Below are 24724 nucleotides of genomic sequence, written 5' to 3' on the forward strand. Positions count from 1 at the left end.
CCGGCCTCACCCGGCCACCCGCACGCGGTGCTGCGGCGCGCCGACGCCGGCACCGAGCACCCGCATCCCCGTCGGAGTCAGCCACACCGGCTCCCCCGCCGCGGGCAGGCCCGCGCCCATCTCGACCTCGGCGGTCAGCCCGCTGTCGGTCTCGACGCGCGCCCGGCCCGCATGCACCGACACCGCGCGCACGCGGGTGCGCAGCGCCCCCGACGCGGTCGACAGGGTCACCGCGTGCGGCACGACCACCCCGACCGCCGGCCGACCGTCGGCGATCGGCCCGTCGGCGACACCCGGCAGCACGTCGTCGCCGACCACGAGTCCGCCGTCCTCCCATCGACCGTGCACGACGCTGTACCCGGCGAGCGCCGCCGTGAACGGATGTCGCGGCGCGGCCGCCAACTGCGCCGGGGTGCCCTCCTCGACGGCGACCCCCCGGTCGAGCACCAGGCAGCGTCCGGCCCACTGCCAGGCGTCCGACAGATCGTGCGTCACCAGCACGCTCGTGGTCCCGGTGCGGGCGAGCTCGTCGGCGAGCATCCGCCGGATCAGCGGGGCGCCGGCCGCGTCGAGCGCCGCGAAGGGCTCATCGAGCAGCAGGACCTCCGGCCGGGCGGCCAGCGCCCGGGCGATCGCGACCCGCTGCTGCTGCCCACCGGACAGGCTTCGCGGCCGTCGGCGGCCCATTCCGGGCAGGTCGATGCGCTCGAGCCACTCGTCGGCGATCGCCCGGGCCGCCGCCTTCGACAGTCCCTGCGACCGCGGGCCGTAGGCGAGGTTGTCGGCGATGCTCAGGTGCGGGAAGAGCCGGGGCTTCTGTTCCAGCATGGTGATGCGACGATGCTCGGGCGCCACCCGGACCGGCGGGGCGGCGCCGCGATCGTCGAGGAGCCGCTCGCCCAGCCGGATCCGGCCGCGCGCGAGCGGGACGAGTCCGGCCAGCGCGCCCAGGACGGTGGACTTGCCCGCACCGTTGCGTCCCAGAATCGCCAGGCACTGGCCGGCGTCCACGTGCAGCCGGGCCGACACCGTGAAGCCGGGCCGGTCCACCTCGACGTGCGCGGTCAGCGCGGTGCCGGTCGGCGTCATCGGATCGCGTCCGGTCGCCACGAACGCAGCCCCATCACGATCACCGCGGTGCTGACCAGCAACAGCAACGACAGCGCGACGGCCGAGTCGGGGGTGACTCCGACGCCGTTGAACGCCGTGTAGATCGCCAGTGGCATGGTGCGGGTGACGCCCGGCGAGTTGCCCGCGAACAGCGCGGTGGCGCCGAACTCGCCGAGGGCCCGCGCGAACGCCAGCGCCGCGCCCGCCGCCAGCCCCGGCAGCACCAGAGGCACGGTGATGGTGCCCAGCACTCGCCAGCGGTCGGCGCCGAGCGTCGCCGCGATCTGCTCGAAGCCGTCGTCGGCGGTCCGCAGCGCGCCCTCGACCGTGATCACGTAGAAGGGCATCGCGACGAACGACTGTGCGACCACCACCGCCGCGGTGGTGTAGGGCAGGCTGAACCCGGTCGTCTCGAACAGGGGTCCGCCGATCAGGCCCGAGCGCCCGAGCAGTGCCAGCAGCGCCAGCCCGCCGACCATCGGGGGCAGGACCAGCGGGATCAGCACCGCGGCGCGCAGCACCGACGCCCAGCGCGCCGGTGCGCGGGCGATGACGACCGCCAGCGGCGTGCCCAGCAGCACGCACACCGCCGTGGCGGACGCCGCGGTCGTCAGCGAGAGCCCCAGCGCGGTCAGCGACGCCGACGAGAACAGGTCGGCGCCCAGGCTCTCCCACCGCACCCGCGACACGAGGCCGATGATCGGCGTCACCAGCAGAGCCAGGGCGAGCATCGCGGGCACGTACAGCGGCGCAGGCAGGGCGGGGCGCACGGTCGCCGCGGTCACGGCGGCCCGAATCCGTGGCGGGCGAGGACGGCCTCACCTGCGGGCGAGCGCACGAAGTCGACGAAGGCGCGGGCCGCGGCGGGCGACGGCGCCGCGGTCGCCACCGCGATCGGGTATCGGTTGACAGCCACCTCCGCGTCGGCGGGAGTGATGCCGGTGAGCGCCGCGCCCGCCGCGGCGACATCGGTCTTGTAGACCAGTCCGGCGTCGGCCTCCCCGGCCCGCACCCGGGTCACCACCGAGGTCACGTTGGTCTCCTCGCTGACCGGTCGCACCGCGACGTGGGCGGCGTCGAGCAGTCGGCGCGCCGCTTTCCCGCACGGCACCTCGGGGGCGCACAGGACGGTCGTCACGTCCGGGCGGGCGAGGTCGGCCAGGCCGGTGAGGTGCTTCGGGTTGCCCGGTGCGACGGCGATCTGCAGGGTGTTGGTCGCGAAGACCGTCGCGGGCCCGGCGCGGCCGGCCGCGGTGACCGGGCGCAGGCTCGACTCGTCGGCGAAGGCGATGACGTCGACGTCGGCGCCCTCGACGATCTGGGTGGCCAGCGCCGATGAGCCGTCGTAGACGATCGGCGCGACCGCGTACCCGGGTTCGGCGGCGACGAAGGCCGCCGCGAGGTCGTCGAAGGCCCCCTGCAGGGAGGCGGCGGCGAAGATCTTGATCGGTGTCCCGGGCCCCGAGTCGGCGCCGCTGCAGCCGACCGACGCCGCCGTCACCGCCAACAGGCAGGCCACCGCGATCACGATCCGCAGGCGTCTCATCGGCCGCGCTCGCTGCGCGGCGTCTCGACGATCACCGTGGTCGCCTTGACGGTCGCCGTCGCCAGCGAGCCGACTTCCAGGCCGAGGTCGCGGACCGCCTCGGTCGACATCAGCGACACCACGCGGTGGCGGCCGCAACGCATCTCCACCTGGCTCATCACCGGGTCGGACTGCACGTGTGTCACGATGCCGACGAAACGATTACGCGCGCTGGTGGCCCGGGCCACCGGGTCGCCGGGTCCGGTGTCCTCGGCGAGCAGGAAGGCGGCCAGCTCGGCGCCGTCGACGGTGACGCGTCCGGCATCGTCGGTGCGCGCCGCGATCCGGCCGTTCTCCACCCAGCGCCGGAGGGTGTCGTCGCTCACGCCGAGAAGATCCGCGGCCTCGCGAACCCGAAATGCGGTCATAGTCAACGAATCTATCCGCAATTGCGGAACAACGCGACGGTTCCGCGGCGGTCGCGCCGTCGCCCGACGCCGACCGGGCAGCACGATAGGCTGGCTGCATGGTCGCAGCTGCTGTCCGGAGCCCGAAGTGATTCCGATCGAGGAGCACCGCGCACGCGTGCTGGACGCGGTGCCCGTGCTGGCACCGGTCGCCGTCCGCTCCGCCGACGCCGCCGGGCTGGTGCTGGCCGCCGACGTCGCCAACCGCTGGCCCGTCCCGCTGTTCGACAACTCCGCGATGGACGGCTACGCGGTCCGCGCGGCCGACGCGGTGCCCGGGGCCGTCCTGCGGGTGGTCGCCGACGTGCCCGCGGGCTGTCCCGACGATCCGGCGATCGGTCCCGGAGAGGCGGTCCGCATCATGACCGGAGCGCCGGTGCCCACCGACGCCGACGCCGTGGTCCCCCTGGAGCACACCGACCTGGGCACCGCGATCCTCGCCGCACCGCCCGCCACCGTCACGGTCACGACCGCACCCGAGCCCGGCGCACACATCCGGCGCGCCGGGGAGGACGCCGACGCCGGCTCGACGGTCGTCGCCGCCGGCACCGTGCTGGGGCCGTGGCAGTTGTCGGCGATCGCCTCGGCCGGCCACGAGACCGTGCAGGCGCATCCCCGTCCGCGGGTGGCCGTCGTCTCCACCGGATCGGAGCTGATCGATCCGTCCGGCACGCCGGAGCGCGGGCAGATCCCCGAATCCAACTCGGTGCTGCTGGCCGCCGCCGTCCGGGAGGCGGGCGGTGAGGTGGTGTCCGTTTGCCGCGTCGCCGACGACGAGGCCGCGCTGACCGCTCTGCTGGCCGAGCTGGACGCCGACGCGGTGATCCTGACCGGCGGCGCGAGCGTCGGCGCCTTCGACGTGGTCAAGGCGGTCCTGGACGGGACAGGCAGCATCGCGTTCACCACCGTCGCGATGCAGCCGGGCAAACCCCAGGGCTTCGGCCTCACCGACGCGGGCCGACCCGTCTTCTGCCTGCCCGGCAACCCGGTCAGCGTCGCCGTCTCGTACGAGATGTTCGTCCGACCGGCGCTGCGGCGGATGGCCGGGCACACCCGCATCGACCGGCCGCTGGTGACCCGCCGGGCGGGCACCGGCTGGCGCAGCCGCCCCGGCCGCATGCAGATCCTGCCCGCCGTCGTCGACGAGCAGACCGTCCGACCGGCCGCCCGCGGCGGCAGCGGCTCGCACCTGGTGTCGTCCCTGGCCGACGCCACCGCGCTGGCCCTGGTGCCCGCCGACGTCGAGACCGTGGCGGCCGGCGACCCGATCACCGTGATGGTGCTGTCATGACCGGCGCCCCCGACCAGCCCTTCACCCACCTGGACGCCGCCGGACAGGCCCGGATGGTCGACGTCACGGAGAAGTCCCCGACGGTGCGCAGCGCCACCGCGGCCGGTTTCGTCCGATGCTCACCGGCGATCGTGGCGGCCCTGCGCGACGGCACGGTCCCGAAGGGCGACGTGCTGGCGGTCGCGCGGATCGCCGGAATCGCCGCCGCGAAGCGGACCCCCGAACTCCTGCCCCTGGCACACGTGATCGGGGTGCACGGCGCGGCAGTCGACCTGGCGGTCGGTGCGGACGGGGTCACCGTGGAGGCGACGGTCCGCACGGCCGACCGCACCGGAGTCGAGATGGAGGCGCTGACCGCGGTCAGCGTCGCCGCGCTGGCCCTGGTCGACATGGTCAAGGGCCTCGACAAGTCCGTCGAGATCGAGAACATCCGGCTGCTGCGCAAGACCGGCGGCAAGAGCGGCGACTGGGTGCGATGACGGCCGCGATCATCCTCGCCGGCGGTCGCGCCACGCGGATGGGCGGCGTCGACAAGGCCGCCGTCGATCTGCGCGGGCGGCGGTTGGTCGAGATGGTCTACGACGCGGTCGCGGGCGCCGACCCGGTGATCGCGGTGGGACCGGCGAGCCTCGCCGCCCCCGGCGTACGCGTGGTCCGCGAGGATCCGCCCTTCGGCGGGCCGGTCGCGGCCCTCGACGCCGCGCTGTCGGCCCTCGCGGAGAGTGCGGGACCGGCGTCCGAGGCGTGGGTGCTGGCCTGCGATCTGCCGCGTGCGGGCAGCGTGGTGGCGCAGTTGCGCGAACTGCCGATCCCCGACGGCGCCGACGCGCTGATCCTCACCGACGCCGACGGCCGCCACCAGTGGCTCGCCGGACGCTATCGCGTGACCGCACTGCGCCACGCCGTCGCCGCCCTGCCCCGCGTCCGTGACGCGTCGATGCGCGCCCTCGTCGCCGGCCTGCGGATGCATCCGGTCCTCGATCGCGTCGGCGCCTCGATGGACCTGGACACCTGGGACGATGTGCACAGATACCGCAATCAGGAGGATCCGAGATGACCACCTACCCGCCCGGCCTCGACCGCTGGGTCGCCGAACTCGCGCCCGCCCTGGGACTCGCCGACGCGAGCGTCCCGACCGCCCTGCTGCTGGACGCGACGCGCGAGGTCGCGCACACGGTCCTGCGTCCGGCCGGTCCGGTCACCACCTATCTGATCGGGCTGGCCGTCGCCGGCGGCATGAGCGCCGAGGACGCGGCCGCCCGCGTCCACGAGCTGGTGCTCGCGCATGCGTCGGATGCGGGGGAATCGGATGCGGGGCAATCGGACGCAGGGGGATCGCAGTGATCGTCCGGTTCTTCGCCGGCGCGGCCGAAGCGGCCGGTCGTACCGAGCAGTCGCGCGCCGGCGGACTGTCGGTTGCCGATCTCAAAGCGGCGCTGTCGGCCGAGCACGGCTCCGAGTTCGCGAGGGTCCTGACCTGCTGTTCGGTCCTCGTCGACGGCGTCCGCGCCACCGACGCCACCCACGCCCCGACCGGCGCGACCGTCGACATCCTGCCGCCCTTCGCCGGCGGCTGACGCGAAGCTCCCCACCCCAGGCCGATCGAGTTCCCGACCGAGTCCTGCGAGCCCCCCAGGCTGGTCGAGTTCCCGAGCGAGCCTGCGAGCCACCCCCCCCCCCGCTGGTCGAGTTCCCGAGCGAGCCTGCGAGCCCGGGTTATCGAGGCCTCGATTCGCTGCGCTCACTCGACCAACCTAAAGGGACCTCGATCCGCCCCCGCTCCACCAACCTAAAGAAACCCGCCAGCCACCCCCAGGCTGGTCGAGTTCCCGAGCGAGCTTGCGAGCCCGGGTTATCGAGACCTCCGAGCTATCCGCCGATCGCGGACATCGGACGGTCGGGCTGTTCGAAGCCGGGTTCGCCGATGCCGTGGCCGGCGCGTTTGGCGGTCACCGACGCCCGGATCATCGCCTCGATGTCGGCGGCGTCGGCGCCCGACCGCAGCAGTGACCGCAGGTCCGACTCGTCGCGCGCGAACAGACAGTTGCGCAGCTGCCCGTCGGCGGTCAGGCGGACCCGGTCGCACGAGCCGCAGAACGGTGCGGTGACCGACGCGATGACGCCGACCGTGGTGGCGCCGCCGTCGACCGTGTACCGCTGCGCCGGATCGGAGCCGCGACCCTCGCAGGGCTCCAACTCGAACTCCGCCGCCAACCGGGTCAGGATCTCGGCGCCGGTCAGCATCTGGGCGCGCGACCAGGTGTGCCCGGCGTCGAGCGGCATCTGCTCGATGAACCGCAGTTGCGCGTCGTGATCGCGGGCGAAGCGGACCAGATCGGTCAACTCGTCGTCGTTGACCCCGCGCATGGCGACGGTGTTGATCTTGAGCGGACGCAGGCCGGTGTCGCGGGCGGCGGCGATCCCGGCGAGCACATCGCCCAGCCGGTCCCGCCGGGTCAGCGCCGCGAACCGCTCCGGACGCAGGGTGTCCAGGCTGATGTTGAAACGTTCGAGCCCGGCCTCGGCGAGCGGGCCGGCGAGCCGGGCCAGTCCGATGCCGTTGGTGGTGATCGATACCCGCAGCGGGCCCTGCGGGCCCGTCACGCGGGCGAGCCTGCGCACCACGTCCACCACGTCGGGCCGCAACAGCGGCTCACCCCCGGTGAGCCGGGTCTCGACGATCCCCAGCCGCGCGAACACCTCGGCGAGGACGACGATCTCGTCGGTGCTGAGCAACTCCGGGCGCGGTATCCACGGCACCCCGTCGGCGGGCATGCAGTAGGTGCAGCGCAGGTTGCAGCGATCGGTCAACGAGATGCGCAGATCGCGGTGCACGCGGCCGAACGAGTCGACGAGTCCGCCGGTCATGTCGCCCCCTCCGGTCCTGCCGCCACGACCGCGCCCAGCCCCACCCAGGTGTGTGAGCCGTCGTCCTCGATCTGCTTCTTCCACATCGGCAGTTGGGCCTTCACCCGTTCGACGAGTTCGCGGCTCACCTCGAAGGCGTCCGCGCGATGGACCGACGACACGGCGGCGACGATGGCGGCGGCACCGACCGGGAGCCGTCCGACGCGGTGACTCACCGCGATCCGGACGTCGGGACGGTCGACCTGCTCGGCGATCTCGCGCAGGAAGCGGTCGGCGTCGGGATGGGCGCTGTACTCGAGTTCGACCACTGTGCCGGCGGCGCCTGGGTCGTTGTCGCGGACCGTTCCGACGAACAGTGCGACGGCGCCGGCGTCGGGCGCCGAGACGGCGGCCTGGTGTGCGGCGACGTCGAGGTCCGCGGCGCTGATCGCGGTCAGCACGATCATCGGTGATCCTCGCCGACCGCCTGCGCGACGGCGTGCTGCGCGACCGACAGGATCACCGGCACGCCGTCGCGGACCGCGCCGGTCGAGCCCGCCAGGTTCACCACCAGCGATCTGCGCACCATACCCGCCACCCCGCGCGAGAGCATCGCCTGCGGAAGCGAGGCGATCCCGACGCGGCGGATCTCCTCGGCGACCCCCGGCAGAGGGCGGGACAGCAGCAGCGACGTGGCCTCGGGAGTCACGTCGCGCGGGCCCACCCCGGTACCGCCGGTGGTCACCACCAGTTCGCTGCCGGCCTCGACGACCTCGACGATCAGCCGCGCGATCGTGTCCCGATCGTCCGGAACGACGATCACCTCGGTGCTCCAGCCCGCCGCGCCGAGCAGTTCGGCGGCGAGCGGTCCCGAGACGTCTTCGCGCTCCCCGGCGAACGAGCGGTCCGAGACCGTGATCACCGTCGCGCGCATCTGCTTGGACTCCACACCTTCGAGGGTGCCACGTCCCGCGCGGCGGGGCGAAGTATTGCCGGGTCGGATATGCCGGGCCGGGCTCGGCAGGCGAAGCGATTGGGGCACAATACCGATGATGAAGAAGAAGAAGTGGACCGACCTTCCGCCCGCAGCCCGCGCCGGGATCATCGCCGTGGCCGCCGCCGACGCCGGCCTGCGCGTCTGGGCGCTGAGCGATCTGCGCTCCCGCGCCAAGTCCGACGTCCGCGGCCCCAAGGCGGTGTGGTCGGTGGCCCTGTCGACCGTCAACACGGCGGGCGTGCTCCCGGCCGCCTACCTCCTGCGGGGTCGCCGGACCGCGACCGCGCAGTAGCGGCCGGACCGACCCGGCTCAGTCGTCGCTGCGTCCCTGCCGCTTCGAGTACCACGGCCGCGGACCGTGCCATTCGAACCGCAGGGACGCCAGCCGGAACGCGGTCACCAACACCACGCACAGCAGTCCCGCCCACGGCCGGTACCAGCCGAGGTCGAGCAGCAGCGCGGTGACGCCGGCACCGACGGCCGACGGGATCGCGTACAGGTGCTGCTGCGGCCTGAGCACGGCCGGGATCTCGCCGGACAGCACGTCGCGGATGATGCCGCCGCCGATCGCGGTGGTCAGTCCCAGCATCGCCGCGCTGGGCGCCGCCAGACCCCAGTCGAACGCGGCGACGGTGCCCAGCACCGCGAACATCCCGAGGCCGATGGCGTCGGAGACGTGCAGCGGCCAACTGGTCAGCCGCGCGGGCGGACTCCACACGAAGACGATCAGTCCGACCGCCAGCGCCACGCCGACATACTGCAGATCGGTGAAGGCGATCGGCGGCGTCCGTCCCATGATGAGGTCGCGGATGATGCCGCCGCCGAGCGCCGTGGCCCCCGCGAGCAGCAGGATGCCGACGATGTCGAGATTGTGCCGCACCGCCTGCAGCGCCCCCGAGGCCGCGAACGCCGCGACGCCGAGCGTCTCCCCTACCCGGTGCACCAGCGAGATCGCACTGTCGAACTCCGATACCAGTGCGAGTGCCATCGCCACCGCCCCTTCTCTGCCACGGTCACGATCATCGAGGTGAGCCGTCTCTCAGCGTAGGCTCCATGCCCTGCGCGGCGACGCCGATGCCCCCACCTCGTCGCACCTGACGATGCTGGCAGAGTGGTCTCATGCTCAGTCCCCTGCCATCGGCGACCCCCGAGGCGGTGACCGCGCCCCGCTGGTGGGCGCTGTCGATGGCGGCGGCCACCGTCTCCTGCACCGCCTTCTGCCTCGTCTACATCCTCGGCTACCTCCGGGTCATCGATGTCTTCTGGTCGCTGGTCATCGGGACCTGGGGCATCGTGCCGAGCGGGCTCGCCTGGCTGGCCCTGCTGCTGATCGGCGCGCTCCGGTACCGACGCTGGAAGAGCTCGCTGGCGGTTCCGTTCGTGGTCCTGATGACCACGCTGATCGTCGCCACACCGCTGGTCGCGCAGATTCAGATCCGCGCGTCGACATCGGCGCTGGACCGATTGGCCGACGAGTGCCCCGAGACCCGCAACACCTGGGCGGGCGCGGTGTACGTGATCCGGACTGCGCGCTTCCAGGGCCACTGCTTCCTCTACCGGCCGGGCGGGTTCATCGACGAGGTGGGTCTGGTGCGGCTCAAGGGCGGGCCGCCGACCAACAACATGACGCACTTCGGGATGGCCTTCGACCACGTCACCGGCGACTGGTACCGCTTCGCCTGGCATCCGTAGCAATTGGGGCGTCACTTGAGGCGGGACCTCGTCCGCACCGCACGCCGGTCGGCGATCAGGTGCGCGCAGACGATCAAGCTCAGGAAGGCGGCGAACGTGCACCAGATGGACGCATAGCCCGCCGCGTTCATCATCGCGGCCACGGACATCGCCACCAGATTGCCCGCCCCCATCACCACGACGAAGGTGAATGAGCTCAGCATCGGTGCGAGGCAGGTGGCGAAGACGTACGGGACCGCCGCCCAGGCCGCGCTGAACGGGACGCCGAGACCGTAGTCGAGGCTGCCGTGCACGACCGTGACCGAGACGGTCGGCGCCGCGGCGAGCGTGATCATGTACAGCGAGAGCACCACCCCCACCGCCAGCGGCACCAGTTGGCGTCGGCGACGCCGCGCGTCGGTCTCCATCAGGCGGACCGACCACGGGATGTAGGCGGGCAGCACCGCCCAGGCGAACATCACCCACATGTGCACGCCCGGCCCGCCCAGGGTCGCCGACTCCCGTCCGTCCAGCGCCAGCCAGGTCCATCCCTCCAGCGCCTGATGGATGCCGAACAGGAAGGGCAACGCCGCGAAGGGCACCTGCCGACGCTCCCGCACCAGGGTCAGCGACACGACGCCCGCCGCCGCGACGACGCCGGCGCCGACGAAGCTGGCCGTCGCACTGAAACACACGCCCGCATCGTCGCACGCCGATCGGCCACCGGTGGCTCATCCGCTCGGATGAATTGCACTCCGGCGACCGTCGCCGCTCGCAGACCCCGGCCGGGCTCTGCGATGATCCGAGCCATGCCGCCCGATCCCGACGATCAGTTCCACACCGATTTCGACGACTCGGGCCGGTCGTACCGTTCGGAACTGTGGCTGATCCTGCTGGTGGCGATCAGCGTTCTGCTCATCTTTCACAGTTATCTGCTGCGCGTGCCTCCGGAGCTGGTCCCGCTCGGCCCGTACTTCGTGGTCGGCGTCGTGATCCCGATGGTCCTGCGCTGGCTGAGCGGCGCGCAGAGCCCCATCCGACGATGGTCGTCGGCCCTGTTCATCGTCGCGGTGTACATCGACTTGGCGGCGCTGATGACCGCCCGGATCGTCTGCATCCGCCACGGTCTGGACGTGCTGCCGATCATCGTCCCGGTGGCGGTGCTCGCGAGCCTGCTGGTGGTGCAGATCCGGTTCGCCGTCCTCGCCCCGGCGGTGATCGCCGGCTTCGCGGGCATCGCCGCCGCCGAACTGCTCTTCCTGCCGATCGACAGCAACCGGCTGTTCGATCTCGCCGCGTCGGCCGCCGTGCTGACGGTCCCGCTGGCCTCCGCGCGCGAGTTGGAACGCGCCACCCGGACCGCGTGGCAACGCAGACGTCGGCTGTCGGAGCTGACGCGCACCGACGCGCTCACCGGCCTGCCCAACCGGTACGCGCTGCGGCAGGCGTTCGCCGAGCTGGTCTCCGTTCCGTCGGGCCGGCTGAGCGTGGCGATCATCGACGTCGACCGGTTCAAGGCGGTCAACGACCGTTACGGGCACGCGGTCGGCGATGACTGTCTGCGCGCCGTCGGCCGGTACCTGAGCGGACGGACCGATCCCGGGCACGAGTTCATCGCGCGTCTGTCCGGCGAGGAGTTCGTGATGCTCTGGCACGGGCTCGACACCGCCGAGGCGATTCGCCGGGCCGAGGAGATCCGCTCCGGCATCGCACGCTTGGGACTGCCGGTCGGTTGCCACGGCACGCTGACGGTCTCGATCGGCATCGCGGCGCTGGAAGACGCCGCCGATCCCGCCGCCGATCCCGACACCACATGGACCGACCTGCTTGGTGCCGCCGACGCCGCACTGTATCGGGCCAAATGCGGCGGCCGCGACCGGATCGCGACCGCACCCGCTCTCGTGTCCGCGGCCGCGATCGCCGACGGACCGGCCGGACCGACACCCGACACCGCGGCCTGGCGCGCCCCGACCGACGACGACGCTGCCGGCCTGACAGCGAGCTTCTGGTCACTGCGCCTGCCGCCTGCAGTCGAACAGCGGTTCCGCGACGGTTTCGACGCACAGGGTCTGCCCGCCCGCCGAGTCATCATGGCCGGGCTGCTGGCCGTGTGCGCGCTCATCTTCGTCTTCCAGGGGTCGGTGCTGCAGATGCCGGCCGACGCCTCCCTGTTCGGCCGATTGTCGCTGGCCCTGGGCATCATGCCGCCCATGGCGGTGGCGCTGGCGGTCACCTTCTCGACGCGGCTGCGGCCGTGGTCGGCGCACGTCTACATCGCGTGTATCGCCGTGATCGTCACGGCCCAGATGGTGCAGCGGATCGTGCAACTGCCGAAGGGCTACGACGTGGTTCCCTGGTTGATGCCGGTCTCGGTGCTGCTCAGCATGAGCGTGGTCCAGATCCGCTACTCGATGCTGCTGCCGGCCACCGCGGTGCTCCTGTCCGGCGTCTGCGCCGCCGAGGTGATCGCCTTTCCGCTGACCGGCAACCGCGTGCTGGCCTTGGCGACGGCGGCACTGATGGCCGCGGTCACCGTCCGTTTCGCCTATCGCGTCGAGCGGACTCGGCGGCTGGACTGGCTCGGCGCCGAAGCGCTGGCGGGTCAGTCCCGGGTCGACCCGATGACCGGTCTGCCGAACCGTCGGCAGTTCACCGCCGACCTCGACGCCGCGCTGCGGGCGGCGCACGCCTCGCCCCGCCGTCGCGCCGACGGCCTGCTCCTGGTCGACATCGACCGCCTCAAGGAGTTCAACGACCGGTTCGGGCACCTGGCCGGGGACGCCTGCATCCGCCGCATCGGGCGATGCCTCGCGCAGCAGTCCCCGCCCGGTCGCGGATCGGTGGCCCGGCTCGGCGGCGAGGAGTTCGCGCTCCTGCTCGCCGAACGCGACGAAGGTCTTCTTCAGGCGCGCGCCCACAACGCGGTCGCCGAGGTCGCCGGACTGCAGATCGACGCCCCGGCCGCGGGCGAGGTGGTCACGGTCTCGGCCGGGCTCGCCGTGATCTCGGCGACCGACACCGCCGAATCCGCGTTCGCGCGCGCCGACCGGGCGCTGTACCGCGCCAAACGCGGCGGGCGCAATCGAGCGGTCGTCTGGCTGTCGGACGACTCGGCGAACCTCGTCGACTGATCGCACTCGGCGGGAGCGGCGACTACTCCGCCGCGGACTGGTACTCCTTCACTCGCGCGACGATGCGCGAGGCGATGGCGCGCAGGTGCGGCCGCGTCGCGAGCACAGCCGTCGAGGCGACGAGGAAGACGGTGTTGATCGGCGGGTCCTCGGCGTCGTCGATCCGTTTGAGCCGGCCGCTGCCGACCTCGTCGCGGATCAGGTAACTCGGCAGCACCGACATCCCGAAGCCGGCGAGCACCGCGTCGCGAACACCGACCAGATCGGGGATCACCACCGCGGGATCGAAGAAGGGCTCGGCGTTGAACACCGAGTTCCAGAAGCGGCGGATGATCGCCAGCCCCTCGTTGTACGACACCATCGGCACCGCCGACAACTGCGTCAACGACCCCTGCGGAATCGGATAGTCCGCGGCGGCGACCAACCAGAACTCCTCATCGGCGATCGGCCACGCGGTCAACTCGGGATGGCGCGGTCGAACGGTCGAGACCACCAGGTCGAGCTTGCCCGACTCCAACTCCTTGAGCAGTTCCTGCGACTGCCCGAAATGCACGGTCAGCGCCGGCAGGGTCGACGCATCCGGCCCCAACGCGGGAATCACCGCGCGCACGACGAATTCGCGTGGTCCGCCGATCACGATCCGCCGGATCGCCGACTCCGCCCCGGTCGGGGTCGTGAAGATCCGGTCGATCTGGTCGATCTGGTCGCCCATCGCAGCGGCCAGATGGTGCGCGTACGACGTCGGCTCGACGCCGGTCGCGGTGCGGGCGAACAGGTCCTTGCCCAACCATGCCTCGAGCCCACCGATGTGGTTGGTGACCGTCGGCTGCGAGATCCCCAGTCGACGCGCCGCATCGCTGAAGGATCCCGCCCGATAGACCGCGAGCAACGTCCGCAGGTGATCGATGGGAGGTCGCTTATCGCTGGACACAACAAAATTCTGCCAGAGCGCCATATCGTGTCATAAAATTACTTATCGCGACATTCAAGACTTGATGACCCGACACGAAACCCCGACTAAACCGACAGTCCGCCGATCGAACTACTGTTTGTCATCTGAACGGTCTAACGTCCAGGGTGTGACACTCTGGCGCGCCGACCCCCGTGACAGTGTTTTCGCGTACACCGAATCCGCTGCCAACCGCACGTCGATCGTAACCGCCTACTCCTTTCCGGAGGCCGGCGTGCCGACCGATGAGCTGATCGCCTGGATCGCTCGGCGCGCACAGCAGATCCCCCAACTGCACCAGCGGCTGCTGCGTCCGTTCGGCGACATCGGCGAGGCCTACTGGTCGGACGCCCCGGGTTTCGATGCGCGCGATCACGTCCACCCTCTGCCCGAACTCGCCTGGGCCGACCTGTGCACCTTCCTCGCGACGCTGCACGACACGGATTTCGCGCCCGACCTACCGCTCTGGGACGCCTATGTGGCACGCAACGTCGTCGGCGCCCACTGCTCGCACGAACCGCAGATCGTCGTCGTGCTGCGCTTCCATCACGCGATGACCGACGGCCTCGGGTCGGCGGAGATCGCACGTCAGCTCTTCTCTTCGCGGATCGGCCGCTACCGCCCGGGGCGCCCGGTGACACGGACCCACATCACGGCGCTCGAGGTGGCGCGGCTGCCGCTGCGCCCCTTCCTCGTCGCCGCCGATCTCTGGCGCCTGACCCGCGCCGCACGCCTGATCCGGCGCCATCGATCGTCGGGCGAGTGGTCAGCGCCCGACGTCGCCCCCCGCACCTGCCTGCTGAACGGTCCGGTCGGCGACGACCGCGCGGCCGACATCGTCTTCTGGCGACTGCCGCAGCTGCGGGCCGCGGCCGACGCGATCGGCGGGGTGTCGGTGAACGACCTGGTGCTCGGCGCGGTCGGCGGCGCGGTCGCCGATCATCTCGGCGAGTCCGCCCCGCTCCTGGCGGCGGTACCGGTCTCGGTGCGCCGGACCGCGGGCCCGGACTCCCGGAACGCGGTGGCGACGGGAGTGGTGCGCCTGCACCATCATCTGCCGCCGTGTGCCCGGGCGCGCGCGGTGCATCGCGAGGTCACGGCCGAACGCCGCCGATTCGCGCTCGCCGGCTTCGCCGAGCTCTCGGCCGCCTCCCTCCCCCGACTGTCCGGGATGGCGTACGCCCTGCTGGGGCGAGTCTGGCAGGCGGCGGCCGCCCGCGGCTGCCGCCCGACGCTCACCCAACTGAAGATCAGCACCATCCCGAAGGGCTCGGCCGACCAGTGGGAGCTGTGCGGACTGGGCGTGATCGCGAACTTCGGCGTCAGCCCGATCACCGACGGGCTCGCCGTCAACCACACCGTGTCCACGATCGGCGACTGGCTCGCCATCGGCGTGATCGCCGACCCCGACCGGTTTCCCGACCTCGACGGCTACCTCGACCGGCTCCGCCGCGAGCTGGCCTCCCTCTGCGACGAGCAGCAGACCGGCTGAGCGCACGAAAGCGAGAACCCGCCTCTCTCGAAGAGAGGCGGGGTTCTCGTCAGCGGCGTGGTGCCGAAGTCACCAGCTGGCCTTCTGCACGCCCGGCAGCTCGCCTGCGTGAGCCATGTCGCGCAGGCACACGCGGCACAGGCCGAACTTGCGGTACACCGAGTGCGGACGACCGCACTTGTTGCAGCGGGTGTAGCCCCGGACTGCGAACTTGGGCTTCTTGTTGGCCTTGTTGACCAGAGCCTTCTTTGCCATCTCAGTTGTCCCTATCTCAGTTCGCGGCTGCGTCGTTGCTCTTGAACGGGAAGCCCAGGGCACGCAGCAGCGCGCGGCCTTCGTCGTCCGTGGTCGCCGTGGTGACCACCGTGATGTCCATACCGCGCGGACGGTCGATCGAGTCGATGTTGATCTCGTGGAACATCGACTGCTCGTTCAGACCGAACGTGTAGTTGCCGTTGCCGTCGAACTGGCGGTCGCTCAGGCCGCGGAAGTCGCGGATACGCGGGAGGGCGATCGACACGAGGCGGTCGAGGAACTCCCACATGCGGTCACCGCGGAGGGTGACGCGAGCACCGATCGGCATGCCCTCGCGCAGCTTGAACTGGGCGATCGACTTGCGGGCGCGGCGGATCTCCGGAGCCTGACCGGTGATGAGCGCCAGGTCGGCGACCGCACCGTTGATCAGCTTCGCGTCACGGGCGGCGTCGCCGACACCCATGTTGACGACGACCTTGACCACGCCGGGGATCTGCATGACGTTGGCGTAGTCGAACTCTTCGTTCAGCTTGCCCTTGATCTCCTCGCGGTACTTGAGCTTGAGGCGAGGCTGGACCTTCTCAGAGGTGGTCATATCAGATGTCCTTCCCGGTCTTGCGGGAGATGCGGACGTTCTTGCCGGTCTCCTCGTCGCGGCGGTAACCGACGCGGGTCGGGTTGCCGTCGGCGTCGACGATCATCACGTTCGAGACGTGGATCGGAGCCTCCTGCGTCACGATGCCGCCCGACGATGCGCCACGCTCGTTAGCCGATGCGCTGGTGTGCTTCTTGATGCGGTTGACGCCTTCGACGAGCACGCGCTCGCGCTTCGGGTAGGCCTCGATGACCTTGCCCTTGGCACCCTTGTCCTTGCCCGCGATGACGATGACGGTGTCACCCTTGTGGATCTTCATGGGTCAGATCACCTCCGGTGCGAGCGAAACGATCTTCATGAACTTCTTGTCGCGCAGTTCGCGGCTGACCGGTCCGAAGATGCGGGTACCGCGCGGGTCGCTCTCGTTCTTGAGGATGACGGCGGCGTTCTCGTCGAACTTGATGTACGAACCGTCCGGACGACGGCGCTCCTTGACGGTGCGCACGATGACCGCCTTGACGATCTCGCCCTTCTTGACGTTGCCGCCGGGGACGGCGTCCTTGACGGTGGCGACGATGACGTCGCCCACGCCGGCGTAGCGGCGCGACGATCCACCGAGCACGCGGATGCAGAGGATTTCCTTTGCCCCGGTGTTGTCGGCGACGCGCACCCGCGATTCTTGCTGAATCACTGCGTAGTCTCCTTGACCTGGAAATTGATGTCCGCCGGATTGCCGACCCGACGCACACGGTCTGTTGCCATCGAACGGGCGCCTGCCTGGGAGTTCCCGGAAAACCGGGCGCCTCTGCAGTGGGTTCGTCCGCCGACGTGCGACGCACGCGCCGCAGGCAACCGCTCTAGTGTAGGCCAAGCCTGCCCGGTCGGCAAAATCGTTTCGCCCGGCCAGATGGGGCTGGACCAGCGCAAATGTGCGCTCACACGTCGGCGGACTCGTCGAGATCGGCCGCCGGGAAGTCGATTCGGCGGACCTGCCCCTCCTCGGCGATCGCGATCGTCGCGAACCCGTCCCGCCGTTCCGGCAGCAGCCGGACGGTGACCTGCGCGCCCGAACGCGCACCGATCAGCGCACCGACGGCCGCATCGGCGACCTTCGCCGTCAGCGGCGTCTCCGATCCGGGCAGTTGCACCTCCCGGTCGTCGAGCAGGACCACCCGCACGCCGCGAGCGCGGGCATCCCATGCCGCGTCCACCAGTTCGGTGAGATTCAGCCCCGGCGCTCGGATCCGGTCCCGCAGGCCGGCCTCCACCAGCAGGCACACCGCGACCTGGTCGTCCGACAGCCGCTGTCCGGACGCGATGTACTCCAGCAGCGGTCGGACCTGCGTCTGCAGGCGCACCACCCGCGCGTCCCGGACCTGCCGCGCCCCCTCGGCCTCCCGATCGCGTTCGCCCAGTCGGCGCAGCGCTGCGATCTGGGCGGCTCGCGGCCGCGCCAGCGAGGCGAAGAAGGTCACCATCGCCAGCACGCCGACGGTCCCCGGAATGATCACGGTGGCCGCGGTCTCGATGTCGACATCGCCCCACAATCCGATCGCCGCGATAGTGGCGGCGATGAGCGCACCGCCGAGCCACGCCGACCACGCGCGTCCGCGGATCGCCAGCATCGCCAAGGTCAGCGCCGGCGCCGCTCCGAGCGCGATCAGCGCCGGGCGGCTGCTCGGCTCGACCGCCCACGTCGCAAGGCCGGCGGCCACCGGTCCAGTCGCGGTCGCGATCGCCGCGTCCGTCAGCCGCATCGGATCACCCGGCGACGCCAGAACCAGCCACCAACCGAAGGCCACCGCCACGAAGCCGCCGAAGTAGGCGTCGGGATCGTCGATCGATCCGCTGGTGAATCCCAGCACCAGGAACGACAGCCAGGCGACGGCTGCGACGGCCGTCCCGGCCCGGCTGCGGATGCCGAGCACGGCGACGATGTCGTCGGTGTGGCCGTTCGCCGGCGCGGTCACGAGGCGCGGTCTCGCGGATCGGGGCGCCATCGCAGGCGCACGGTGGTCCCCGCGCCCGGGGCGCTGACGACCGCGGCCTCGCCGCCGGGCAGGGCACCGATCCGATGCCTGATGCTCAATGCGAGCCCGAGGCGGTCGGCGGGCACCGTCGCCGGGTCGAAGCCGACGCCGTCGTCGGCGATGACGACCTGAACGAGGTCACGCCCGACTCCGAGGAAGACGGCGCGCTGAGCCCGCCCGCCCGCATGCACGGCGCTGTTGCGGATCGCCTCGGCCGCCGCCTCGGAGAGGGCGGCGACCACGTCGACCGGGCAGTCGACGGCGTCATCGGTCACCTCGACCGTGACCGGCACGTCGGCCCCCTGCTCGGCGATCACCGCCCGCAGCCGCAGCACCACCTCGTGTCCGGGGATCCGGCAGTCGGACCCGCCTTCGTCGTCGAGCAACCGCCCGAGGGCGTGCAGTGCGCCCTGCGCCTGATCGACGACCCGCGGATCGTCGCGATCGGCCGCGGCGGCGACGAAGGTCGCCAGCACGTGATCGTGGATGAGCGCGTCCATCCGGGCCAGTTCCACGTTCGCGACCCCGCGGGCGACCAGCCGCTCGGTGTGCGCGCGTGAAGTGTCCAGCGCATCGCCGATCACCAGGACGCGGCTGGCGAGCAGGATGCACACCGTGCTGAAGACGATCCCGAACAGGGCCTCCTGCACGGCCGCCCACACGTTCGCGTCGGACACGTTCGCCACGGCGACCGCCGCACCGAGCAGCTTGCTCGCGGTGACGGCGACGATCGCCTCCCACACCGGACGGACCAGGACGAGCGTCACTCCGGCCAGGCCGGCGAAGTCGAGGATCCAGGTGGCGGCGGTCGTCGATTCACCTCGCGCGACCAGCAGCCACAGCACGCCCGCTGCGAGCAGGCCCGCCACGCACGCGATGACCATCGCCCGGATGTGACGCTGCCAGCGCCGGACGAAGGAGGCCGCCAAGATGCCGATCCCGGGCCCGAAGGCGAGCAGGGCCGCCGTCGGCGGGTACCAGGCGGGCAGCAGATCGTCGGCTTCGACCACCATCTGCGGCAAGACGATGACGGCGTACACGAAATAACCGATGCCGACGAAGCGTGCGAGCAGCACGACCACCCGGTCGCGCTCGCGCGAGTCGCGAAGGTCGGCCCGGTCGAAAAGCTTCCGCCCGCTCTCCGGAGAAACGGGCAGCGGGCGGAACTGTTTGACGAAGCTCCGTGTCACCACGCTTCCAGTGTGGTGTATCCGTCCTGTAGTGCGCGAGCCAACAGGTGAGCCTTGGTCGGCGCGTGGCGTCCGACAGCGGCGTACTTGGCTCGAATCCGCGAGATGTGCGTGCTCACGGTCGATTGCGAGATGAACAGCTTGGTTGCCGCATCCTCCTTGGATTCGGCGGCCATCCACGCCAGGAGCACCTCGATCTCACGGGTCGAGAGCGCCGGACGGGTCGGCTGCGCCACCATCAGGTGCGGCATCCCGACCCTCGGCGGCATGCTCACCGCGCCACGCGGGACTCGCGCGGTTTCGATTCCGACCTCGAGTTCGGCCACGCTCATCGTCGTTCCTCCTGTAGCAAGTCCCCGACCGGCTAGGTCTCCCCCAGAACAGACAATCTCCCAGGTTGCCTGAAACGTTACGAGTTGTTTACTCGCCCCGGTAGACCCAGAAAGGGGGACACCAGGACCGGTGTCCCCCGCCTTGCCGTCTCACTCCCCGACGGCGGCATCTGCACCGGTCAGAGCGCGGGCTGCGCGTCGATACGACGTCCGTCGCCGTCGAAGTCGACTCGGACGACCCGTCCCCGCGACGATTGCGCGAGGGTTGCCAGCGACCGCCGACCGGCGGGAAGGAGGCGAGCCGTAACCTCGTCGCCCGCCTGCGCGCCGTCGAGCATGCCGACGAGTTCGGCCGACACCGCCGCGATCGCCGGAGCGGCCGCCGTCCGACTGTCCGCGACCAGATCGTCGAGCAGCACCACGCGGACTCCCGCCGACCGGGCCCGCCACGCCGCAGCCGCGATCGGGGCGTTGTCGAAGCCGGGCGCCCGGATGCGGTCGCGCAGCCGGGCCTCCACCAGACGGCACCGTTCCAACTGCTCGGCGTCGAGTCCGTGTCCGGCGGCGATCCGGTCCAGGAGATCGCGGGCCCCCTCGTTGAGGCCGGTCATCTGCTGGTCCCGAACCGCCAGCGTCGCCTCGTGAGCCGAGCGCGCCACCGCTTCACGTTCGGTGCCTTCGCGCAGCGCGTAGATCCGCTGGGCCCGCGGCCGGACGATGGCGGCGAACACGGTGGCGATCAACTGCACCGTCAGGTTCGGCGCCTGGACCACGAGCAGGGCCGGCCGCGGGCCCGCGTATCGGATGGCCAGCAGTTCCACGACGACCCCCAGGACGTAGCCCGCCCAGGCCCAGTAGGGGCGGCCGCGGACCGTCAACAGACCGGTGATGATGACGGCGACGCCGGTGAGCGTGGCGTACGCCATGCCGGCTCGAGGCGTCAGCCCCGGTATCGCGAACGCGATGGCCGCGGGCGGAGCCGACACGATGAACGCGGTGGCCCACCGGCCGAGGGGATCGGCGGCCGCACCGAGGAGGACACCGACCGACGCCAGCATCACGAGCATGGCCGCGACGTACCGGATCGGGCTGAGGACGCCCCCTGCGGCGAACCCCAGCACCACCGCCACCGAGATGACCGCGACCGCCGTCACGGCGGTCCACGGACTCCGCATCCCCATGATCGTCCATGCGTCGCTGCGCGGCGGGCGCCGCCACCACGGCGTGGATGCGGCGGCGCGGGTGTCGCTCGACCGGCTCATCCGCGCTCCCATCGCATCTGCACCACCGTGCCCTCGCCGGGCGCGCTGCGCAGGGCCATCGCGGCCCCGTCGAGTCGCCGGAGCCGCTGCCTGATGCTGACCTCGATGCCGAGTCGTTCCGGTGCTATCGAGTCCGGCTCGAAGCCGACGCCGTCGTCTGCGACGGTCACGCAGAGCAGTTCGGAGGTCATCTCGATCAGAACCGCGCGCGCGGCGTCCGGTCCGGCGTGGTCGACGCTGTTGCGCACGGCTTCGCCGACCGCCTCGGCCAGCGCTCGGACGACGGCCACCGGGTATCGCGCCGAGTCCTCGGGGCGGTCGCCGAGAACCGAGACGTCCGGGTCGGCCGAGGCGACCACGGCGCGCAGGCGGGCCAGCGTCTCTCCCGCGTCGATCTCGCCGCTCTCCTCGAGGCCGCCGGCCAGCAGGTGCAGTTCCTCGATGGCCCGCTGCGCCTGAGCGGGCAGTCGGGCCTCTCCCGGATTGCGATAGGCCGCGACCAGGGTGGCGATCACCTGATCGTGGATGAGCGCGTCGAAGCGTGCGCGTTCGGTGTTGCGCGCGGCGACCGCCGCGGCGTCGGCGGCCGCGGCCATGGCCTCGGCGCGGGTGCGGTCCAGGAGGCGCCCGGTCCGGACCACCCGTCCGGCGGCGAGCAGGAAGCAGATGGTGAACGTCATGGCCCACACCGCGTCGACGAAGACATTCGACTCGATCGCCTCGGAGCGACCGAGATCGGTGATCACCGACGCCGCGCCGGCACACACCACCAGCACCACGAAGGCCTCGCGGACCGGCCGCACCAGCGCCCACGCCAGGCTCGGCAGACCGGAGAACGTCATCAGCCAGGTCACCTGCTCGGCGTCGGCGGTCCCGCCCGTCCAGGCGACCATCCACAGGGCGCAGGCGAGCAGGTATCCGGTCGTGCACAGGAGTGCGGTCGGCGGGATCCAGCGTTGCAGCCTCGGCACGAAGGAGATCGCCAGGAGCGCGAGCCCGGGCCCGAACGCCACGATCACGCCGACCGGAGTGAACCAGCCCGCGACCAGTCCGGCCGGCCGGCCGAACGACGGAATGCAGGTCAGAAAGTAGGCGCCGAAGCCCGCACCGACGAACCGCGCCATGATCACCAGGATCCGGGAGTGCTCGCTCGTCTGCCGGGGCTCGGTGTCGTCGCCTTCACGGACTGCCATAGCTTGCATCAAAGCACCCAAAGCCGACATCTCACCTCGGGGCTCGGTAGGGCGCATCGGCGCCGTGCAGGCACGTCACCTGCAGCAGGATACTCCCGCGAATGGTGTCACCACAGATCGTGACCCAAAGTTCTTGATAGGGGGTCAAAGAAGTTCAGGCGTCGCTGCCGCGGTGCGGCATCGGCAGCCAGCCGTCCTCCACTGCACGCTTGAACAGGTCGAGCTTGGTGCGAGTCGGCCGACCGGCATCGGCGTACTTCTGGCGGATCCGCTTGAGGTACTCGTTGACGGTGTCCGGGGCGACGCCCAGCTCTTGTCCGACGCTGGCCGAGGTTCCGCCGGAGGCGTACAGCGTCAGCACCCGCTGGAGCTGCGGGCTCAGATCGACGGCGTCGAGGTTCGGGTCGCCGTCGATGGCCGCGGCCCATTCGGTCGTCAAGACCTCCTCGCCGCTGCCTGCCGCACGCAGGGCCCTGAGGATCTCGGCCTCGGACGCCGATTTCAGGACAACGCCCAGCGCACCCGCGCGCGCCGCAGATCGCAGCAGGTCAGGATGTTCGCCGGAGGTGTAGACGACGGTCACGATGCCCTGATCGGTCAGCCGGTTCACGTTCTCGCGAGGGGTGGTGCCGTCGTTGAGCCGCAAGTCGAGGATGACCACGTCGAGGTCGGTCACCGCGTCGAGCAGTTCAGCGACCGTCGCCCCGGCGCCGACCAACTCCATGTCGTCCTGGCGCTCGAGAATCCGTTCGATTCCCCAGACCGGCGACTGGTGGTCGTCGACCATCCCGACGCGGACCACACCCGCCCGGACCGTGGTCCGGTCGGCACCTTCCTCGGCCAAATCTGTCATCTCCCCTGTCACCTAGTACTGCTGATTTTCAAGTTACTTGACGGCTCTGACAATTCCGGCCCGTTCCACCGTTCATAGGAACAAGGTCGGTACCAAATCCGGGACGGTCCCGGCCGAACCCGCCGCGCCGGGCGGGACCGGACTCGTAGCGTGGATGCCATGACCGCTTCCCCCGTACACCAGGTGGCCGGCGTCGCGGTGCCGATGCCCGTCCAGATCAGATCCGCCCGCTGCTTCGTCGCGGCCTTCACCGCGTCGAGCGAGGCGGCGTCGGCGGCGCTCGACCGACGCGGCCCGACCCCGTCCCGGCCGCTGCAGGTGCGCCGCGGCCGGTCCCTGTGCATGCTGGTCTTCGTCGAATACCTCGACGGCGACCTGGGTCCCTACCACGAGTTCGGCGTCTGCTTCCTGATGCAGACACCCGGGCGCCCCGCGTCGCCGGCGCGAGCGCTCGCCGCACTCGGCTCCGGCGAGGCGCACGCGCTGATTCACGAGCTGCCGGTCGACGGCGAGTTCACGATGGCCGCCGGCCGCGAGATCTGGGGGTTCCCCAAGCAGCTCGCCGAGTTCGACGTCGACCACGACTCGCCCCGCAAGCGCGGTCGGGTCAGTCGCGACGGCCGGTTGATCGTCGACCTGTCGGTTGCCCCCGGCCTGGCCCTTCCGGACGCCTCGAAGGACACCGTCCTGCAGGCCTATTCCCAGCTCGACGGGGTCGTGCGGCGCACGCCGTGGCGACTGACGTCGACGACCGGCACCCGGTCGCGGATCGGCGGCGCGCAGCTGAGGCTCGGCGACCACCCGATCGCCGAGGAACTGCGCCGCCTGGACCTCTCGCGCAGAGCCCTGATGACCAGTTCGGTCGCCGAGCTGTCGATGAGCTTCGACGACGCGGTCGTCCTGCCCTCGACGATCTGACACGCAGGCTTTCTGTTAGGCTCCCCTAAGTCACCGTTCGGTCTCCGGCCGGATGCCCGAGCGGTCGCATCCCGCCCGCCCCGCTGTGCCGAAACCAGGAGAGTCATGACCGTGTCCCCCAAGCTTCGCCGTCCCGCCGCCGCCCTGGCCGCCCTCGCCGCCGCCGCGGCCCTGGTGACCGCCTGCTCGAACTCCGACGACACCGCGAGCCCGTCGTCGAGCGCCGCCGCCGAGTCGACCACCCAGTCGGCGGCCGCTGTCGAGGGCCTCGACACCGCGCAGGCCCAGACCATCATCCGCACCGCGGTCAGCGCCGACACCGCCGTCGCCGAACTCTCGAAGGTCGTCGACACCTCCACCCCGGGCGCGGCCGAGGCCCTCAACGCCTTCGCCAAGGCCGCCGCGCCGGCCGGCTACACCCCGGACGCCTACACGGTGACCGCGGTGAAGGCGGACGGCGAGAACAAGGCCGTCGCAGTGACCGCCATCAAGTCCCCGCACGCCCCGGCGCCGGTCGACATGGATCTGGCGATGGTGCGCCAGGACGGCCAGTGGAAGCTCGCGGGCGTCGCCGTGACCACCCTGACCTCGATGATGCCCAAGCGCTGACGCCGAC

At 71.3% G+C, this 24724-nt stretch carries 31 protein-coding genes; 11 read left to right on the forward strand and 20 right to left on the reverse strand.

What is annotated here, in order from left to right; all coding sequences use genetic code 11:
- Positions 1–6: 6 nt before the first annotated feature.
- From AAFO60_RS05775 to AAFO60_RS05790, 4 genes are read right to left on the reverse strand one after another with little or no spacing between them, the layout of a single operon-like run.
- Entirely contained in the window at positions 7–1110 is a 1104-nt protein-coding gene (locus AAFO60_RS05775; protein WP_347955217.1) for a sulfate/molybdate ABC transporter ATP-binding protein, read from the reverse strand.
- Complete coding sequence (gene modB, locus AAFO60_RS05780) at positions 1086–1841, reverse strand: molybdate ABC transporter permease subunit (RefSeq protein WP_347955333.1); 756 nt, start codon at positions 1839–1841, stop codon at positions 1086–1088. Before modB ends, AAFO60_RS05775 begins: the two co-directional genes overlap by 25 nt.
- 50 nt (positions 1842–1891) lie before the next feature.
- Entirely contained in the window at positions 1892–2656 is a 765-nt protein-coding gene (gene modA / locus AAFO60_RS05785) for a molybdate ABC transporter substrate-binding protein (RefSeq protein ID WP_347955218.1), read from the reverse strand.
- Positions 2653–3063 carry a TOBE domain-containing protein gene (locus tag AAFO60_RS05790; RefSeq protein ID WP_347955219.1) on the reverse strand — a complete coding sequence of 137 codons (411 nt, stop codon included), beginning with the start codon at positions 3061–3063 and terminating at the stop codon, positions 2653–2655. Before AAFO60_RS05790 ends, modA begins: the two co-directional genes overlap by 4 nt.
- Before the next feature lie 127 nt (positions 3064–3190).
- On the opposite strand from AAFO60_RS05790, the gene AAFO60_RS05795 reads away from it, so the two are divergent.
- The 5 genes from AAFO60_RS05795 to AAFO60_RS05815 are packed head-to-tail and all read left to right on the forward strand — an operon-like array spanning position 3191 to position 5970.
- Complete coding sequence (locus tag AAFO60_RS05795; protein ID WP_347955220.1) at positions 3191–4393, forward strand: molybdopterin molybdotransferase MoeA; 1203 nt, start codon at positions 3191–3193, stop codon at positions 4391–4393.
- Positions 4390–4872 carry a cyclic pyranopterin monophosphate synthase MoaC gene (moaC, locus tag AAFO60_RS05800; protein ID WP_347955221.1) on the forward strand — a complete coding sequence of 161 codons (483 nt, stop codon included), beginning with the start codon at positions 4390–4392 and terminating at the stop codon, positions 4870–4872. The genes AAFO60_RS05795 and moaC overlap by 4 nt, the downstream gene beginning before the upstream one ends.
- A complete protein-coding gene (mobA, locus tag AAFO60_RS05805; protein WP_347955222.1) occupies positions 4869–5450 on the forward strand; it encodes a molybdenum cofactor guanylyltransferase in 582 nt (193 codons plus the stop codon). The genes moaC and mobA overlap by 4 nt, the downstream gene beginning before the upstream one ends.
- Positions 5447–5737, forward strand: a complete 291-nt coding sequence (locus tag AAFO60_RS05810) for a DUF6457 domain-containing protein (protein WP_347955223.1) — start codon at positions 5447–5449, stop codon at positions 5735–5737. The genes mobA and AAFO60_RS05810 overlap by 4 nt, the downstream gene beginning before the upstream one ends.
- Positions 5734–5970 carry a MoaD/ThiS family protein gene (locus AAFO60_RS05815; RefSeq protein WP_347955224.1) on the forward strand — a complete coding sequence of 79 codons (237 nt, stop codon included), beginning with the start codon at positions 5734–5736 and terminating at the stop codon, positions 5968–5970. Before AAFO60_RS05810 ends, AAFO60_RS05815 begins: the two co-directional genes overlap by 4 nt.
- A gap of 292 nt (positions 5971–6262) precedes the next feature.
- Here AAFO60_RS05815 and moaA read toward each other — a convergent pair whose 3' ends face one another.
- From moaA to AAFO60_RS05830, 3 genes are read right to left on the reverse strand one after another with little or no spacing between them, the layout of a single operon-like run.
- A complete protein-coding gene (gene moaA / locus AAFO60_RS05820; RefSeq protein ID WP_347955225.1) occupies positions 6263–7261 on the reverse strand; it encodes a GTP 3',8-cyclase MoaA in 999 nt (332 codons plus the stop codon).
- On the reverse strand, positions 7258–7707 hold the full coding sequence (locus AAFO60_RS05825; protein ID WP_347955226.1) for a molybdenum cofactor biosynthesis protein MoaE: 450 nt from the start codon (positions 7705–7707) through the stop codon (positions 7258–7260). The genes moaA and AAFO60_RS05825 overlap by 4 nt, the downstream gene beginning before the upstream one ends.
- The gene (locus AAFO60_RS05830) at positions 7704–8189 is read right to left on the reverse strand and encodes a MogA/MoaB family molybdenum cofactor biosynthesis protein (RefSeq protein ID WP_347955227.1); all 486 of its coding nucleotides are present in this window, start codon (positions 8187–8189) and stop codon (positions 7704–7706) included. The genes AAFO60_RS05825 and AAFO60_RS05830 overlap by 4 nt, the downstream gene beginning before the upstream one ends.
- Before the next feature lie 103 nt (positions 8190–8292).
- Between AAFO60_RS05830 and AAFO60_RS05835 the strand changes: the two genes are divergently transcribed.
- Positions 8293–8529 carry a DUF5652 family protein gene (locus tag AAFO60_RS05835; protein ID WP_424309586.1) on the forward strand — a complete coding sequence of 79 codons (237 nt, stop codon included), beginning with the start codon at positions 8293–8295 and terminating at the stop codon, positions 8527–8529.
- 18 nt (positions 8530–8547) lie between these two features.
- Here AAFO60_RS05835 and AAFO60_RS05840 read toward each other — a convergent pair whose 3' ends face one another.
- Positions 8548–9225: a trimeric intracellular cation channel family protein gene (locus tag AAFO60_RS05840; RefSeq protein ID WP_347955229.1), complete on the reverse strand. Its 678-nt coding sequence runs from the start codon at positions 9223–9225 to the stop codon at positions 8548–8550.
- Positions 9226–9356: 131 nt separating this feature from the next.
- On the opposite strand from AAFO60_RS05840, the gene AAFO60_RS05845 reads away from it, so the two are divergent.
- On the forward strand, positions 9357–9929 hold the full coding sequence (locus AAFO60_RS05845) for a hypothetical protein (RefSeq protein ID WP_347955230.1): 573 nt from the start codon (positions 9357–9359) through the stop codon (positions 9927–9929).
- A gap of 11 nt (positions 9930–9940) precedes the next feature.
- Here AAFO60_RS05845 and AAFO60_RS05850 read toward each other — a convergent pair whose 3' ends face one another.
- Positions 9941–10603, reverse strand: a complete 663-nt coding sequence (locus AAFO60_RS05850) for a DUF6629 family protein (RefSeq protein ID WP_347955231.1) — start codon at positions 10601–10603, stop codon at positions 9941–9943.
- 114 nt (positions 10604–10717) lie between these two features.
- Between AAFO60_RS05850 and AAFO60_RS05855 the strand changes: the two genes are divergently transcribed.
- On the forward strand, positions 10718–13039 hold the full coding sequence (locus AAFO60_RS05855; RefSeq protein ID WP_347955232.1) for a GGDEF domain-containing protein: 2322 nt from the start codon (positions 10718–10720) through the stop codon (positions 13037–13039).
- A gap of 22 nt (positions 13040–13061) precedes the next feature.
- Here the strand turns inward: AAFO60_RS05855 and AAFO60_RS05860 are convergent, their stop codons facing one another.
- The gene (locus AAFO60_RS05860; protein ID WP_347955233.1) at positions 13062–13970 is read right to left on the reverse strand and encodes a LysR family transcriptional regulator; all 909 of its coding nucleotides are present in this window, start codon (positions 13968–13970) and stop codon (positions 13062–13064) included.
- A gap of 148 nt (positions 13971–14118) precedes the next feature.
- On the opposite strand from AAFO60_RS05860, the gene AAFO60_RS05865 reads away from it, so the two are divergent.
- Entirely contained in the window at positions 14119–15480 is a 1362-nt protein-coding gene (locus AAFO60_RS05865; protein WP_347955234.1) for a wax ester/triacylglycerol synthase domain-containing protein, read from the forward strand.
- A gap of 69 nt (positions 15481–15549) precedes the next feature.
- Here AAFO60_RS05865 and AAFO60_RS05870 read toward each other — a convergent pair whose 3' ends face one another.
- From AAFO60_RS05870 to AAFO60_RS05915, 10 genes are all read right to left on the reverse strand, one after another.
- The gene (locus AAFO60_RS05870; protein ID WP_347955235.1) at positions 15550–15735 is read right to left on the reverse strand and encodes a type Z 30S ribosomal protein S14; all 186 of its coding nucleotides are present in this window, start codon (positions 15733–15735) and stop codon (positions 15550–15552) included.
- A gap of 16 nt (positions 15736–15751) precedes the next feature.
- The gene (gene rplE, locus AAFO60_RS05875; protein ID WP_347955236.1) at positions 15752–16330 is read right to left on the reverse strand and encodes a 50S ribosomal protein L5; all 579 of its coding nucleotides are present in this window, start codon (positions 16328–16330) and stop codon (positions 15752–15754) included.
- A 1-nt stretch (position 16331) separates the two neighbouring features.
- Entirely contained in the window at positions 16332–16649 is a 318-nt protein-coding gene (rplX, locus tag AAFO60_RS05880) for a 50S ribosomal protein L24 (RefSeq protein WP_347955237.1), read from the reverse strand.
- Between the two features lie 3 nt (positions 16650–16652).
- Positions 16653–17021, reverse strand: a complete 369-nt coding sequence (gene rplN / locus AAFO60_RS05885) for a 50S ribosomal protein L14 (RefSeq protein ID WP_347955238.1) — start codon at positions 17019–17021, stop codon at positions 16653–16655.
- A 244-nt stretch (positions 17022–17265) separates the two neighbouring features.
- Positions 17266–18300, reverse strand: a complete 1035-nt coding sequence (locus tag AAFO60_RS05890; protein ID WP_347955239.1) for a hypothetical protein — start codon at positions 18298–18300, stop codon at positions 17266–17268.
- The gene (locus AAFO60_RS05895) at positions 18297–19553 is read right to left on the reverse strand and encodes a sensor histidine kinase (RefSeq protein WP_347955240.1); all 1257 of its coding nucleotides are present in this window, start codon (positions 19551–19553) and stop codon (positions 18297–18299) included. Before AAFO60_RS05895 ends, AAFO60_RS05890 begins: the two co-directional genes overlap by 4 nt.
- Positions 19547–19882 carry a response regulator transcription factor gene (locus AAFO60_RS05900; RefSeq protein WP_347955241.1) on the reverse strand — a complete coding sequence of 112 codons (336 nt, stop codon included), beginning with the start codon at positions 19880–19882 and terminating at the stop codon, positions 19547–19549. Before AAFO60_RS05900 ends, AAFO60_RS05895 begins: the two co-directional genes overlap by 7 nt.
- A 179-nt stretch (positions 19883–20061) precedes the next feature.
- A complete protein-coding gene (locus AAFO60_RS05905; protein WP_347955242.1) occupies positions 20062–21144 on the reverse strand; it encodes a hypothetical protein in 1083 nt (360 codons plus the stop codon).
- On the reverse strand, positions 21141–22337 hold the full coding sequence (locus tag AAFO60_RS05910; RefSeq protein WP_347955243.1) for a sensor histidine kinase: 1197 nt from the start codon (positions 22335–22337) through the stop codon (positions 21141–21143). Before AAFO60_RS05910 ends, AAFO60_RS05905 begins: the two co-directional genes overlap by 4 nt.
- 154 nt (positions 22338–22491) lie before the next feature.
- On the reverse strand, positions 22492–23190 hold the full coding sequence (locus tag AAFO60_RS05915; RefSeq protein WP_347955244.1) for a response regulator transcription factor: 699 nt from the start codon (positions 23188–23190) through the stop codon (positions 22492–22494).
- A gap of 159 nt (positions 23191–23349) precedes the next feature.
- Between AAFO60_RS05915 and AAFO60_RS05920 the strand changes: the two genes are divergently transcribed.
- Both AAFO60_RS05920 and AAFO60_RS05925 read left to right on the forward strand, forming a co-directional pair.
- Positions 23350–24108 carry an acetoacetate decarboxylase family protein gene (locus tag AAFO60_RS05920; protein ID WP_347955245.1) on the forward strand — a complete coding sequence of 253 codons (759 nt, stop codon included), beginning with the start codon at positions 23350–23352 and terminating at the stop codon, positions 24106–24108.
- 105 nt (positions 24109–24213) lie between these two features.
- On the forward strand, positions 24214–24717 hold the full coding sequence (locus AAFO60_RS05925) for a hypothetical protein (protein ID WP_347955246.1): 504 nt from the start codon (positions 24214–24216) through the stop codon (positions 24715–24717).
- Positions 24718–24724 lie beyond the last annotated feature (7 nt).

This window comes from Gordonia aichiensis (assembly GCF_039946255.1).
Taxonomy (GTDB): Bacteria; Actinomycetota; Actinomycetes; order Mycobacteriales; family Mycobacteriaceae; genus Gordonia; species Gordonia aichiensis_A.

Excerpts from the sequence above, each read along its gene's own strand:
- modB (WP_347955333.1), bottom strand. The coding sequence starts at position 1,841 with ATGCTCGCCCTGGCTCTGCTGGTGACGCCGATCATCGGCCTCGTGTCG.
- AAFO60_RS05845 (WP_347955230.1), top strand. The coding sequence starts at position 9,357 with ATGCTCAGTCCCCTGCCATCGGCGACCCCCGAGGCGGTGACCGCGCCC.
- AAFO60_RS05855 (WP_347955232.1), top strand. The coding sequence starts at position 10,718 with ATGCCGCCCGATCCCGACGATCAGTTCCACACCGATTTCGACGACTCG.
- AAFO60_RS05925 (WP_347955246.1), top strand. The coding sequence starts at position 24,214 with ATGACCGTGTCCCCCAAGCTTCGCCGTCCCGCCGCCGCCCTGGCCGCC.
- AAFO60_RS05840 (WP_347955229.1), bottom strand. The coding sequence starts at position 9,225 with ATGGCACTCGCACTGGTATCGGAGTTCGACAGTGCGATCTCGCTGGTG.
- AAFO60_RS05905 (WP_347955242.1), bottom strand. The coding sequence starts at position 21,144 with ATGAGCCGGTCGAGCGACACCCGCGCCGCCGCATCCACGCCGTGGTGG.
- rplX (WP_347955237.1), bottom strand. The coding sequence starts at position 16,649 with ATGAAGATCCACAAGGGTGACACCGTCATCGTCATCGCGGGCAAGGAC.
- AAFO60_RS05825 (WP_347955226.1), bottom strand. The coding sequence starts at position 7,707 with ATGATCGTGCTGACCGCGATCAGCGCCGCGGACCTCGACGTCGCCGCA.
- AAFO60_RS05920 (WP_347955245.1), top strand. The coding sequence starts at position 23,350 with ATGACCGCTTCCCCCGTACACCAGGTGGCCGGCGTCGCGGTGCCGATG.
- AAFO60_RS05915 (WP_347955244.1), bottom strand. The coding sequence starts at position 23,190 with ATGACAGATTTGGCCGAGGAAGGTGCCGACCGGACCACGGTCCGGGCG.
- AAFO60_RS05910 (WP_347955243.1), bottom strand. The coding sequence starts at position 22,337 with ATGGCAGTCCGTGAAGGCGACGACACCGAGCCCCGGCAGACGAGCGAG.
- AAFO60_RS05835 (WP_424309586.1), top strand. The coding sequence starts at position 8,293 with ATGAAGAAGAAGAAGTGGACCGACCTTCCGCCCGCAGCCCGCGCCGGG.
- AAFO60_RS05810 (WP_347955223.1), top strand. The coding sequence starts at position 5,447 with ATGACCACCTACCCGCCCGGCCTCGACCGCTGGGTCGCCGAACTCGCG.
- AAFO60_RS05790 (WP_347955219.1), bottom strand. The coding sequence starts at position 3,063 with ATGACCGCATTTCGGGTTCGCGAGGCCGCGGATCTTCTCGGCGTGAGC.
- moaA (WP_347955225.1), bottom strand. The coding sequence starts at position 7,261 with ATGACCGGCGGACTCGTCGACTCGTTCGGCCGCGTGCACCGCGATCTG.
- rplE (WP_347955236.1), bottom strand. The coding sequence starts at position 16,330 with ATGACCACCTCTGAGAAGGTCCAGCCTCGCCTCAAGCTCAAGTACCGC.
- moaC (WP_347955221.1), top strand. The coding sequence starts at position 4,390 with ATGACCGGCGCCCCCGACCAGCCCTTCACCCACCTGGACGCCGCCGGA.
- AAFO60_RS05870 (WP_347955235.1), bottom strand. The coding sequence starts at position 15,735 with ATGGCAAAGAAGGCTCTGGTCAACAAGGCCAACAAGAAGCCCAAGTTC.
- mobA (WP_347955222.1), top strand. The coding sequence starts at position 4,869 with ATGACGGCCGCGATCATCCTCGCCGGCGGTCGCGCCACGCGGATGGGC.
- modA (WP_347955218.1), bottom strand. The coding sequence starts at position 2,656 with ATGAGACGCCTGCGGATCGTGATCGCGGTGGCCTGCCTGTTGGCGGTG.
- AAFO60_RS05900 (WP_347955241.1), bottom strand. The coding sequence starts at position 19,882 with ATGAGCGTGGCCGAACTCGAGGTCGGAATCGAAACCGCGCGAGTCCCG.